The sequence below is a fragment of the Massilia sp. LXY-5 genome, assembly GCF_059801075.1.
Genome location: NZ_JBNNEH010000001.1, coordinates 544922 through 556498 on the forward strand (window position 1 = coordinate 544922; position 11577 = coordinate 556498).

Genomic DNA, 11577 nt, shown 5'->3' on the forward strand with positions numbered 1-11577 from the left:
TCCATGCCGTTGTTCGACGCCACGGCGCACGCCTTCGCGCTGCTGTTTTCCGGCGACGCGGCCCTGTGGCGCATCATCTGGGTCTCCCTCAAAACCAGCGTCATCGGCCTGCTGCTGGCCACGCCGCCCGCCGTGCTGCTCGGTTACGCGATCGCGATGCACCGCTTCCCGGGCCGCCGCATCGCGATCTGGCTGGCGCAATGCGCCTTGTCCCTGCCGACGGTCCTGATTGGCCTGCTGCTGTATTTGCTGCTGTCGCGCCGCGGTCCGCTCGGGCCGCTGGAATGGCTGTTCTCGCAGTCGGGCATCATTCTCGGCCAGTTCGTGGTCGGCCTGCCGGTGCTGCTGGCCTTTACGCTGGCGGCGGTGCAAGCGCTCGACGCCCGCTATGCCGAGACCGCACGGGCGCTGGGCGCCTCGCGCTGGCGGGTCATGGCCACCGTGCTGCACGAAGCGCGCTACGGCGTGATGGCGGCCGTGATCAGCGGCTTCGGACGCGTCCTCTCGGAAGTCGGCTGCGCCCTCATGGTGGGCGGGAACATCGAAGGCGAGACGCGCACCATCACGACCGCGATCGCGCTCGAGACCAGCAAGGGCGACTTCGCGCAGGGCATCGCGCTGGGCATCGTGCTGGTCGCGCTGGCGCTGCTGATGAACGGGGCCCTGATGCTGCTGCAGGGCGAAGCGCATACGGCGGGAGGAAGAACATGAGTGCGCTCATGACCGTGCGCGGCCTGAAAAAGCGCCATGGCGAACGCCTGCTGTTCGACATCGACGAGCTGACCCTGGAGACGGCCAGCGCCTATGTGCTGACCGGCGCCAACGGCGTCGGCAAAAGCACGCTGCTGCGCGTGCTGGCCGGGCTCGACACCGCGCAAGTCGCGAGTGCCGCCTTCGAGGGCAAACCCGTCGCGCTGCATCCCTACCCGGCGGCGCTGCGCCGGGCCATCGTCTACGTGCACCAGCACCCGATCATGTTCTCAACCAGCGTCGCCGACAACATCGGCTACGGCCTGGCGGCGCGCGGCGAACCGAAGGCGCGCATTGCGCAGCGCGTGGAAGAAGCGATGGCCTGGGCGGGCGTAAGCTACCTGCAGGGCACCGACCCGGCGCGCCTGTCCGGCGGCGAGAAGCAGCGCGTGGCGCTGGCGCGGGCGCGCGTGCTGCAACCGCGCCTGCTGCTGCTCGACGAGCCCACCGCGAACCTCGACGGCGCGGCGCGCGAACAGGTGATCGCGCTGATCCCGACCCTGATGGAACAGGGCACGACCGTGGTCATGGCCTGCCATGACCGCGACCTGATCGGACTGCCCGGCGTACGCCGCCTGAAACTGCGCGACGGGCATCTCGAATACCGCACCAACAAAGGAGAAACCGATGAAACGCCGTAACCTGCTCGCCGTCCTGCTGTGCGCCGGCCTTGCTTCGCCCTTCGCCATGGCGCAGAACGTGCTGCGCCTGTCGACCACCACCAGCACCGAGAACTCGGGCCTGCTGGCGTATTTGCTGCCGGCCTTCGAAGCGAAGACCGGCATCAAGGTCAACGTGATCTCGGTCGGCACCGGCAAGGCGCTCGAGCTGGGCAAGAACGGCGACGTCGACGTGACCCTGGTGCACGCGCGGGCGCTGGAAGACAAGTTCGTGCTCGATGGCTGGGGCGTCGACCGCCGCGACGTGATGTACAACGATTTTATCGTCGTCGGTCCCGAGTCCGATCCGGCCGGGGTGAAGGGCAACAAGGACGTGATCGCCGCCTTCAACAAGATCGCGGCCAGCGGGGTGAAGTTCATCTCGCGCGGCGACAATTCCGGCACCGACGTGATGGAGAAGGGCTACTGGCAGGCGGCCGGCACCAGGCCGGCGGGCGCGCGCTATGTGTCGGCCGGCCTGGGCATGGGCGAGGTGCTCAACATGGCCGCCGAAATGCGCGCCTACACGCTGACCGACCGCGCCACTTATGGCGCCTACAAAGCCAGGACCGGCCTCGCCATCCTGGTCGAAGGCGACAAGCGCATGTTCAATCCCTACGGCATCATCGCCGTCAATCCGGCGAAGCACCCGGGGGTGAACTACAAGGGCGCGAAGCAGCTGATCGAGTGGATCACCTCGAACGAAGGGCAGGCGCGCATCGCCGCGTTCAAGCCGGCCGGCGAGCAGCTGTTTTTTCCGACCGCGATCCGCTGAGCGGTAGCTGCGGGAACGAAAAAAGCGGCCGAGGCCGCTTTTTTTATGTGCGCTTCGCCGCTTACTTCTGCAGGGTCTTGCGCTTGCGTGCCGTCGCGCCGGCGGCCAGCAGGGCGATGCCGAACAGGGCGATGGAGCCCGGTTCCGGCACTTCGTTCAGCTCGGCCAGCTTGAACTGGCCATTCGAGCTGATGAAGAAATACTCGCCCGGACGGTTGCGGTAGGTGGTACCGGTCGTGCAGCCCGGGCCGGTGAAGCCGGCGAACTGGCAGCCCACTTCGCTCACCAGGCGGCGGGTCGGCGAGCCGACCGTATTCGCATTGGTGAAGGCGAACGACAGGATCGACTCGGTCGACAGGTCGCGGCCGTTCTTGTTGAAGAAGTAGCCGGCGTCGAGCATGCCCGGTGCCGCCTGCGCGAACACGCTGACCTGGCCGTTCGTCGTCGGGCTGCCATTGGAATCAACCAGGCCGCCGCCGCCGGCCAGCACGTTGAACTCGGCGATCATCTCGCCCAGGTTCGCGCCATAGTAACCGCTGGTGCCGGCGTACTGGTTGTTGACGGGGTTCTGGTACATGCGGATGGTGCCGCCGCCGAAGCTGAAGGCGCCGCCGAACACGCCGTTGCCGGTCGCTTCGAAGGTGGCCGTGATATTGCCGCCGGGGTAATTCAGCGGGAACAGCCGGCCGTTGCTGTCCGCCTGAATGCTGTTGAAGACGGCCGTTTCCTTGAACGAGAAGGAATTGCCGCCAGTACGGGTCAACTGGATGAAAGCGTTGCCGTTGATGTCCAGGTATTCATTGATTACCTGGCCACCAGCAAAGCCGCCACCTGTCGGATTGAAGACCCAATTGTTCAGGACCGGACTCGCGATTGCGGCACCGGTCGTACCGAGCGCGAAGGCTGCGGCACAAATAAATGTTTTAACAAAGGGCATGTTACTCTTTCGACAAAATGTCATGAGACGGATGGACTTGAAGTAAAGCAATCCTCATGCCTAAAAAAATTTTTCTTTAGAATCAATTTACTAGCGGTATGAAATTTCACTTTCGTACATACGTGTAAAGTATTCCGACAAAGCGCATTTCTATTGGGAATTCATTATTATCAATATGCCTTGCCGGACCATCATTGCCTCGTTACGAGATGAAACTTTCGGTTGTGATTTAACAAAAAAACGCCAGCACAAGGCTGGCGTCGTCGTTTGTCGGGCGGCCTGTGCAGGCACGCGCTTGTTGCCTATGAATGCCTGGCGTGCGGACTACCCAGCAATACCCCGTCGAACGGTGCCGGTCCCTGGCCGATCCGGACTTCTCCGTCGTCGGTGATCTCGAAGGTACGGATCTGCCGGCTGTGCTTGCGACCGCGTACCTTGATGACCGAAATCACTGTGGACAGTTCGGACTGCGATTCGACATAGCGTTGCATGATCACCGCGTCGACCAGCACCGCGTTACCGTAAGGGCTGAAGCGCAGTTCCTGGTAGCGGTCTTCCATTTCGCTCGTCATCAGGACGGTGACGCCTTTCGCGCCCAGCACGGTGGCCATGCGGTACAGCGATTCGCGGAAGTCCTCGCGGTATTCCGGTGCCATCGCCAGCTCGAAGCCGGAGAGGGAATCGAGCACTACGCGGGTGGCGCCCGTGGCATCGATCATGCCGCTGAGTTCGTGCAGCATCTCGTCGACCGACAGGTCGAGCGCGCGCACGCTCATCATGGCTACCTGGCCGGAACGCACGATGGCGTCGAGCTTCTCGTTCATGATCTGGCTCGGACTGCGCTCGAACAGGGCGATCACGCCCTTTTCGCCCGCGGCTGCGCCGGCGGCCAGGAATTCGGTGGACAGCAGGGTCTTGCCCGAACCGGTAGGGCCGACGAGCAGGACCGAATAGCCGGCCGGGATGCCGCCGCCGAACATCTCGTCAAGCGCCGGCACACCGCTCGAGAGCAGGCCCACCGGTTCCTTCAGGGGCGGGACGGCGCCGATCGGCTCCGGTGCCGGCAGGATCCGCGGGAAGATCTCGATGCCGGCGTCCCCGATGCGAAACGCGTGCAGGCCGGGGCGCTGCTGTTGCCCGCGCATCTTGATGACCTGAAGCTTGCGCGACATGGCGTTGCGGTGCACGTACTGGTTCAGCCAGATCAGGCCGTCGGCCACCGTGAAGATCGGGTTCTGGTCGGCCTCGTTGGTCGTGTATTCGCCGATCAGGAAGCTGGTCGCGTTCCAGGTCGTCATGTGGGCGACGAGGCGCTGCACGAAGGTCTGCAGCGCGGCCACTTCCTGCTGGTCGCCGCGCGCGCCCTGCATGAAGGAGCGGAAGGAATCGATGAATACCAGGCTGGGGGAGTGCATCCGCACTTCCTCCAGGATCTGCGCCAGCACGGCATCGTAATTGCCTTCCTCGACCTGGGCCGCGAGGCTGATGAAGTTGACCGCGTCGCCGACCTTGTCGAAGTCGAAGAAGGAAAACTGCTGCTGGTAGCGCAGCATTTTGACGGGCGGCTCGCCCATGGCGGTGAAGAACAGGGCCCGACGCTGGGGTGTGGCCAGGCCGAACATGATTTGCTGGGCAAAGGTGGTCTTGCCGCTGCCGGGGGCGCCGCCGATGATATTGAACGACAATTCGGGCAGGCCACCGCCGAGGATGGTATCGAGTCCGGGAACGCCCGTCGCCAGCGGGCGCAGGTCAAGTTTGTCGGTCATGCCGCATACTCCTAAGTATTCTTGTTGGATTCATCATGTGGGAATGTCGCCTGCAGGAAGCGTGTGACCAGCCCCGCGCCGATCAGCTCGTTCAAGCCGGTCGTATAGGTCGCCAGCAAGGCAGTGTTCGCAGCGACGATCTCTTCAGGCGTGCGGTTGTCGAGGCAGCGTTCGAACTCTTCGAACAGCGGCCGCAGTGCGCCCGAGACGGCTTGGGGCAGCCATGGGAAAGTGTTTTCGTGCGCGGCCAGGCTGCGCGCGAACAGCAGCTCCGTGCTGAGTGGCCCGATCAAGGGGCCGAACTTCTTGAACAACGCACGCCATACCACGATTGCATCCATGGCCGTACCCGGACCGCCCCCTGGCGCCAGGCGGCCTGTCATTGTTGCGAACAGCTCGGTCGGTATGGGCATGACGTTCAGTCAACAGCAACATGGCCCGTCGACGATGAATTCGCCACGTCCCGGCCGGGTGAATGGATGTGTTTAGGACATCATTCTATCCGATTGCAGGAGGGCCGGAAGAATCTGCGGAGGCGGTCGCGATCGGAATGTCCAGCACCACCTCGGTACCGTGCGCGCGCGCTCCCTTCACGATGAGTTTGCCACCATGGCGGGCCACGCGCTCATGCAGGTCGAGCAGGCCGAAGCTGTTTGCCTTGCGCGGCGCGGCGGGATCGAAGCCGATGCCGTTGTCGACGATGCTCATCTCCAGCCTGTCGTCGTGCGCCTCCAGGCGCACATTCACCCGGCTCGCCAGCGAATGGCGAAACACGTTGTTCAGGCACTCCTGCAGCGCCCGGTAAAGGGTCACGATTTCTTCTTCGCCGATGGAGAGGTCGTCGATGCCGGGATTGCCGCTCAGCTCGCAGGCAATACCGCTGGCGCGGGTAAACTTGCGCAATTCCATCTCGACCGTGGCCAGCAGCCCCAGTTCCAGGCCCGAGGGACGCAGTTCGCCCAGCAACTGCTTGACCGAGCGCAGCGTGACGTCGACGTTGTCGAGTGCGGCGCCGATGCGGTCGCGCAGGCGGTAGTGCCGCTTGGTGGTTTCCTGGTGCATCATGACGATATCCATGCGTAGCGCCAGCAGGTTCTGGCCCAGCGTATCGTGCAGCTCGCGCGAAATGCGTTTGCGTTCGTCTTCGCGCGTGGCGAGCTGGTGTGCAAGCAGGTCGTGCAGTTTCTTTTCGGACGCGCGCAAGGCCGCTTCGGCCCGTTCGCAGGCGAAGATTTTTTCCACCAGCGCCTGATTGACCAGCATCTGGTCCTGCGTCAGGCGCAGCATCGCGGCCTCGTGTTCGGCGCCAATGTCCTCGCCTTCTTCACGCTGGTTTGTATGAGGCTGGCCACGCGCCTCGCTCTTGCGGCCGGATGGTTGTGTAAGCATATTACGCCAGTCAATTTGCCACAAAGAACGCTGTGACCCACACAGCTACCTTTTTCAACGCTAGGGAATTTCAGGCGGCGAGTCAAGTTAACAAGATGTAAAGCTAACGAAAAAAGCAGAACAAACACGGGACGCCAGTTGCACTGCAACTGTGACAAACATTTTGGGCCCTCGGCCGCCGAATGGTTCGTCATCGATCGCATCGAAGCGGCGCATTTTGCGGCGACCGCTACATCAGGATAACGTCATATTGTTCCTGGTGATAGCCTTTCTCGACCTGCAACGAAATCTTCTTGCCGATGAAGTCGCCCAGCATGGCCAGGTGCTGCGATTCCTCCTCGAGGAACAAATCGACCACTTCCTGCGAAGCGAGGATACGGAATTCGCGCGGGTTGAACTGCTTGGCTTCGCGCAGCAGTTCACGCAGGATCTCATAGCAGATCGTGCGCGAGGTCTTGACCTGACCCTTGCCGGCGCAGGCGGGACAGGGCTCGCACAGGATGTGGGCCAGCGACTCGCGGGTACGTTTCCTCGTCATCTCGACCAGGCCGAGGGCCGAGAAGCCGCTCACCGAGACCTTGGTCCGGTCGCGCGCCAGCGTTTTCTTCAGCTCGGCGAGCACCTGGTTGCGGTGCTCGGTGTTCTCCATGTCGATGAAGTCGAGGATGATGATGCCGCCCAGGTTGCGCAGGCGCAGCTGGCGCGCGATGGCATGCGCCGCTTCCAGGTTGGTTTTGAAAATGGTATCCGCGAAATTGCGGCCGCCGACATAGCCGCCGGTGTTGACGTCGATCGTCGTCATCGCCTCGGTCTGGTCGACGATCAGGTAGCCGCCGGACTTCAGGTCGACACGGCGCCCCAGCGCGCGCAGGATCTCTTCCTCGACCCCGTACAGGTCGAACAGCGGGCGCTCGCCCGTGTAGTGCTGCAGTCTCGCCAGCACGCTCGGCGTATAGACCTTGGCGAACTCGACCAGCATGGCGTGGTTTTCGCGCGAATCGACCTGGATCGTCGCCGTCTCGTCGTGCACGAAGTCGCGCAGCACGCGCTGGGCCAGGTTCAAATCCTGGTACAGCAGGCTCGTCGCGGGACGGGTACGGGCGCCGTTCTGGATCGCGGCCCAGGTTTTGCGCAGGTAGTCGATGTCGGCGGCCAGGTCCGTATCGGACGCTTCCTCGGCCTGGGTGCGCACGATGTAGCCGCCTTTTTCCTCGGCCGGCAGCAGGCCCGCCATGCGCGTGCGCAGCAGTTCGCGGTCCGCTTCCTTCTCGATCTTCTGCGAGATGCCGATGTGGTTGTCCTGCGGCAGGTAGACCAGCATGCGCCCGGCGATCGAGATCTGGGTCGACAGGCGCGCGCCCTTGGTGCCGATCGGGTCCTTGATCACCTGCACGGTCAGCACCTGGCCGTCGAACAGCAGCTTTTCGATGGGGGTGGGAGGTGTGCTCGAATTATCGTGCGGGCGCGCTTCCCAGATGTCGGCGACGTGCAGGAAAGCGGCGCGTTCCAAGCCGATGTCGATGAAGGCGGATTGCATCCCCGGCAGCACGCGCACCACCTTGCCCGAATAGACGTTGCCGGCCAGGCCGCGCGTGAGCGTGCGTTCGATGTGCAACTCCTGCACCGCGCCCTGCAGGACCAGCGCCACGCGCGTTTCCTGCGGAGTGATATTGATGAGGATGTCTTCGTTCATGGCACGCTGCGCACAGGGATATTGTTCAGAGTGTCATGATACACGCTGGGCAAGGGCGGCGGCGGGGAAGTGGGGACGTTAACGCCGGCTTAAGCCGGGGTGTGCGTGGACTCTCCGAACCCACGCGCTACGGAGCGTGATCGTGCGCATCGTGTCCACCGTCGACACGTCTGCAAACAATTTAGTTAAACGCTTAAATCAGCACGCCGGCCTTGCGCAGCAGTGCCGCCGTCTCGAACAGGGGCAGGCCCATGATGCCCGAATGGCTGCCCTCGATATGCTCGACGAACAGCGCGGCCAGGCCCTGGATGCCGTAGGCGCCGGCCTTGTCGTAGGGCTCCGGCGTGGCGCAGTAGGCGCGGATGGCCTGGGGCGTCAGTCTGGCGAAGCGCACGTTCGACACCTGCGTCACATGCTCGGCCATGTCGGTGAAGTGCACGGCGACCGTCGTCAATACCTGGTGCGTGCGGCCCGACAGGCGCTCGAGCATGGCCGTCGCTTCCGCCGGATCGGCAGGCTTGCCGAGGATCTCGTCGTCCAGCGTCACCGTCGTGTCGGCCGTGAGCACCGGACGCAGCGGCTGGCGGCGCTGCTGCAGCACGCGCCAGGCAAAGGCGCCTTTCTCGAGCGCGACCCGCACCACGTACTCGTGCGCCGGCTCGCCAGGACGCACGTCTTCGGTGACGTCGGCGCCGCGTGCAGGATCGCTGCGCAGCATCAGCAGGTCGAAGTCCACGCCGACCTGGCGCAGCAATTCGCGCCGCCGCGGGCTTTTCGAGGCGAGGTAGATTTTCTTGTCTAGCACTTTCATGGGATGGATGCCGTCAGACGCGGTGGTACGGATGGTTTTGCGTGATGGACCACGCGCGGTAGAGCTGTTCGGCCAGCATCACCCGCACCACACCGTGCGGCAAGGTCATGCTGGAAATGCGGATCAAACCTTCGGCGCGCGCCTTGAGCTCGGGATCGAGCCCGTCGGCACCGCCGATCAGGAAGGCGGTATCGCGGCCGTCCTGCTGCCAGCCCATCAACTGCTGGGACAGGCCGACGCTCGTCAGGTCCTTGCCGCGCTCGTCGAGCGCAATGATGCGCACGCCTTTCGGCAATGCCGCTTCGATGCGTTCGCGTTCGAGCGCCATCGCGGTGGCGGCCGTCTTGCTGCCGGACCGTTCGACCGGCTTGATTTCCTTGAGCACGATGCGCAGCTCGGGCGGCATGCGCTTCGTGTACTCGGCGAAACCGGTTTCAATCCAGGCCGGCATTTTATGGCCGACCGCGGCGATGATCAGTTGCATGAAGCTGACTGGTTAATTACTCGGCGGCCTTCTTGACGACGCGCTTGATAACTTTCTTCACCGGTTCGCCGCTTTCGCTTGCCGGGGCTGCGACCTTGCGTTTCGGCGGCTTGGCCTTGGTCGCTTCGACGGCGGCGATTTCGCTCTTGCTCGGCGCGACCTTGATGGTCTTGCCGATGGCTTTCGACGCAGGCTTGGCGGCAGGCTTCTTCGCCGCCGGTTTCGCAGCGGTGGCGCTGGCCTTGACGGCTGTTGCGCGCTTGGCCGCAGGCTTACGCTCGTTGACAGGCTTGACTTCCGGTGCGTCCTGGTTCGCGGCCAGGTGCTTCGATTTTACTTTCGGCTCGGCGGCGTCAAGCGCTTCGGCGGTCGACTTGCGCTTGGCGGCGCCCAGCTTGACCGGCTTTTCGCCCCAGATTTCCTCGAGGCGGTAGTACTGGCGAATCGCCGGCTGCATGATGTGGACGATCATGTCGCCCAGGTCGACCAGCACCCATTCACCGGTGTCCTCGCCTTCCATGCCGACCACGTCGCCACCTGCCGACTTGACCTTGTCGCGCACCGAAGCGGCCAGCGCCTTCGTCTGGCGGTTCGACGTACCCGAGACGACCGCAATCCGGTCGAACAGGCTGGTCAGCCCGGTCGTATCGAACAGCATGATCTCCTGGCCCTTGACGTCTTCGAGGGCGTCGACGACGACCGTTTGCAGTTTTTTGATATCCATTAGTTCTTGTATAAATGATGTTGTTGAATATAGTCTAGCACTACCGGCGGGACGAACGAGTTTGCGTCAGTACACGAATCGCCCTCCGCGCGCAGCAGGGCGCGCACCTGGGTGGCCGAGATATCGACCGCCAGGGTATGCGCCAGGCACACCAGGCCGGCTGGCGTGGTGCGCACTTGTTCCGGTGACGCCAAACGCGGCGCCATTTCTTTCGCTACCGCGGGCGGCAGCGCTTCCTGTTCCAGGGTATAGCCCGGCCGCGCGGCCACCCCGATGTTCGCCAGTGCGAACAGCTGTTGCCAGTCGCGCCAGCTGTCCAGGTTTTGCAACTGGTCGGCGCCCATCAGGAACACGATCGATGCATCCGGCCCGAGTTCGTCGCGCAGGCCGCGCAGCGTCTCGACCGTGTAGGTCGGGGTGCCGCGCATGATTTCGCGTTGATCGATGACGACCGGCAGGCCGCTATCGCGAAAGGCCAGTTCCAGCATCGCCACGCGCGCTTCGTCGCTCGCCCGCAGGGACGATTTCTGCCACGGTTTCGCCGGCAGCACGTGCAGCGCATCGGGATGCAGCAACGCGCAGAACAGCCGCGCCAGCGCAACATGGCCGTGGTGGACCGGGTCGAAACTGCCCCCGAGCAGGGCGATGCAGGCGGTCACTGAGATAGCCAGTCGCGATGCGGCAGGAAGTCGGTGTACAGCGCGGCTTCAGGGCTGCCCGGTTCCGGGTGCCAGTCGTAGCGCCATTTCACGATCGGCGGCAGCGACATCAGGATCGCCTCGGTGCGTCCGCCCGACTGCAAACCAAAATGGGTGCCGCGGTCCCACACCAGGTTGAACTCGACATAGCGCCCGCGCCGGTAAGCCTGGAAGTCGCGCTCGCGTTCCCCATACGGCGTGTCCTTGCGGCGTTGCAGGATCGGCAGGTAGGCGTCGATGAAACCGTCGCCGACGCTGCGCACCATGGCGAAGGCTTCGTCGAAGGGCAGTTCATTGAAATCGTCGAAAAAGATGCCGCCGACGCCGCGTGCTTCCTTGCGGTGCTTGATATAAAAATACTCGTCGCACCACTTTTTGAAACGGCCGTGCAGCGCTGCGCCGTACGGCGTCAGCGCGTCGTGGCAGACCTGGTGGAAGTGGCGCGCGTCGTCGACGTTGCCGTAATACGGCGTCAGGTCCATACCGCCGCCGAACCACCAGACCGGCTCCTTGCCCTCGGCCGTCGCTTCGAAAAAGCGCACGTTCATGTGGACCGTCGGCGCGTACGGGTTACGCGGGTGCAGCACCAGCGAGACACCCATCGCTTCCCAGGCGCGCCCGGCCAGTTCCGGACGGGCCGCCGCCGCCGACGGCGGTAAATTCGTGCCGGTCACGTGCGAGAAATTCACCCCGCCGCGCTCCAGCACATTGCCTTCCTCGATCAGCCGAGACAGGCCGCCGCCGCCTTCCGGACGTTCCCAGCTGTCGCTCAAAAACGGCTTGCCGTCCACTTCTTCCAGGCCCGCGACGATGCGTTGCTGCAGGTCGAGCAGCCAGGCTTTGATGGCGGAAGGGGAGGGCGTGGACATGTCGGACGAGATCGGCGGCGGA

At 63.8% G+C, this 11577-nt stretch carries 13 protein-coding genes; 3 read left to right on the top strand and 10 right to left on the bottom strand.

Annotated elements, in window-relative coordinates; all coding sequences use genetic code 11:
• Nucleotides 1-3: 3 nt before the first annotated feature.
• From ACI48I_RS02420 to ACI48I_RS02430, 3 genes are read left to right on the top strand one after another with little or no spacing between them, the layout of a single operon-like run.
• Entirely contained in the window at nucleotides 4-711 is a 708-nt protein-coding gene (locus ACI48I_RS02420; RefSeq protein WP_498573229.1) for an ABC transporter permease, read from the top strand.
• A complete protein-coding gene (locus ACI48I_RS02425) occupies nucleotides 708-1391 on the top strand; it encodes an ABC transporter ATP-binding protein (RefSeq protein ID WP_498573230.1) in 684 nt (227 codons plus the stop codon). Before ACI48I_RS02420 ends, ACI48I_RS02425 begins: the two co-directional genes overlap by 4 nt.
• Nucleotides 1378-2184, top strand: a complete 807-nt coding sequence (locus tag ACI48I_RS02430; RefSeq protein ID WP_193688483.1) for an ABC transporter substrate-binding protein — start codon at nucleotides 1378-1380, stop codon at nucleotides 2182-2184. Before ACI48I_RS02425 ends, ACI48I_RS02430 begins: the two co-directional genes overlap by 14 nt.
• Before the next feature lie 61 nt (nucleotides 2185-2245).
• Here ACI48I_RS02430 and pepA read toward each other — a convergent pair whose 3' ends face one another.
• The 10 genes from pepA to hemF form a co-directional block, all read right to left on the bottom strand.
• Nucleotides 2246-3121, bottom strand: a complete 876-nt coding sequence (pepA, locus tag ACI48I_RS02435) for a flocculation-associated PEP-CTERM protein PepA (RefSeq protein ID WP_193688484.1) — start codon at nucleotides 3119-3121, stop codon at nucleotides 2246-2248.
• 302 nt (nucleotides 3122-3423) lie between these two features.
• A complete protein-coding gene (locus ACI48I_RS02440; protein ID WP_193688485.1) occupies nucleotides 3424-4887 on the bottom strand; it encodes a DUF7125 family protein in 1464 nt (487 codons plus the stop codon).
• Nucleotides 4888-4898: 11 nt separating this feature from the next.
• Nucleotides 4899-5228: a hypothetical protein gene (locus ACI48I_RS02445; RefSeq protein ID WP_193688486.1), complete on the bottom strand. Its 330-nt coding sequence runs from the start codon at nucleotides 5226-5228 to the stop codon at nucleotides 4899-4901.
• A 157-nt stretch (nucleotides 5229-5385) separates the two neighbouring features.
• A complete protein-coding gene (locus ACI48I_RS02450) occupies nucleotides 5386-6276 on the bottom strand; it encodes a sensor histidine kinase (RefSeq protein ID WP_498573231.1) in 891 nt (296 codons plus the stop codon).
• A gap of 229 nt (nucleotides 6277-6505) precedes the next feature.
• On the bottom strand, nucleotides 6506-7969 hold the full coding sequence (rng, locus tag ACI48I_RS02455) for a ribonuclease G (protein WP_193688488.1): 1464 nt from the start codon (nucleotides 7967-7969) through the stop codon (nucleotides 6506-6508).
• A 193-nt stretch (nucleotides 7970-8162) separates the two neighbouring features.
• A complete protein-coding gene (locus tag ACI48I_RS02460) occupies nucleotides 8163-8780 on the bottom strand; it encodes a Maf family protein (RefSeq protein WP_193688489.1) in 618 nt (205 codons plus the stop codon).
• A gap of 13 nt (nucleotides 8781-8793) precedes the next feature.
• Entirely contained in the window at nucleotides 8794-9264 is a 471-nt protein-coding gene (gene rlmH, locus ACI48I_RS02465; RefSeq protein WP_193688490.1) for a 23S rRNA (pseudouridine(1915)-N(3))-methyltransferase RlmH, read from the bottom strand.
• Between the two features lie 16 nt (nucleotides 9265-9280).
• Nucleotides 9281-9988, bottom strand: coding sequence for a ribosome silencing factor (gene rsfS, locus ACI48I_RS02470; protein ID WP_498573232.1), 708 nt, complete (start codon nucleotides 9986-9988; stop codon nucleotides 9281-9283).
• Nucleotides 9988-10647, bottom strand: a complete 660-nt coding sequence (locus ACI48I_RS02475) for a nicotinate-nucleotide adenylyltransferase (RefSeq protein ID WP_498573233.1) — start codon at nucleotides 10645-10647, stop codon at nucleotides 9988-9990. Before ACI48I_RS02475 ends, rsfS begins: the two co-directional genes overlap by 1 nt.
• Entirely contained in the window at nucleotides 10644-11555 is a 912-nt protein-coding gene (hemF, locus tag ACI48I_RS02480) for an oxygen-dependent coproporphyrinogen oxidase (RefSeq protein WP_193688493.1), read from the bottom strand. Before hemF ends, ACI48I_RS02475 begins: the two co-directional genes overlap by 4 nt.
• Nucleotides 11556-11577: the final 22 nt, after the last annotated feature.

Bases quoted from the DNA above. Each gene is read 5' to 3' on its own strand.
- ACI48I_RS02420 (WP_498573229.1), top strand. From the start codon at position 4: ATGCCGTTGTTCGACGCCACGGCGCACGCCTTCGCGCTGCTGTTTTCC.
- ACI48I_RS02425 (WP_498573230.1), top strand. From the start codon at position 708: ATGAGTGCGCTCATGACCGTGCGCGGCCTGAAAAAGCGCCATGGCGAA.
- ACI48I_RS02430 (WP_193688483.1), top strand. From the start codon at position 1,378: ATGAAACGCCGTAACCTGCTCGCCGTCCTGCTGTGCGCCGGCCTTGCT.
- pepA (WP_193688484.1), bottom strand. From the start codon at position 3,121: ATGCCCTTTGTTAAAACATTTATTTGTGCCGCAGCCTTCGCGCTCGGT.
- ACI48I_RS02440 (WP_193688485.1), bottom strand. From the start codon at position 4,887: ATGACCGACAAACTTGACCTGCGCCCGCTGGCGACGGGCGTTCCCGGA.
- ACI48I_RS02445 (WP_193688486.1), bottom strand. From the start codon at position 5,228: ATGGATGCAATCGTGGTATGGCGTGCGTTGTTCAAGAAGTTCGGCCCC.
- ACI48I_RS02450 (WP_498573231.1), bottom strand. From the start codon at position 6,276: ATGCTTACACAACCATCCGGCCGCAAGAGCGAGGCGCGTGGCCAGCCT.
- rng (WP_193688488.1), bottom strand. From the start codon at position 7,969: ATGAACGAAGACATCCTCATCAATATCACTCCGCAGGAAACGCGCGTG.
- ACI48I_RS02460 (WP_193688489.1), bottom strand. From the start codon at position 8,780: ATGAAAGTGCTAGACAAGAAAATCTACCTCGCCTCGAAAAGCCCGCGG.
- rlmH (WP_193688490.1), bottom strand. From the start codon at position 9,264: ATGCAACTGATCATCGCCGCGGTCGGCCATAAAATGCCGGCCTGGATT.
- rsfS (WP_498573232.1), bottom strand. From the start codon at position 9,988: ATGGATATCAAAAAACTGCAAACGGTCGTCGTCGACGCCCTCGAAGAC.
- hemF (WP_193688493.1), bottom strand. From the start codon at position 11,555: ATGTCCACGCCCTCCCCTTCCGCCATCAAAGCCTGGCTGCTCGACCTG.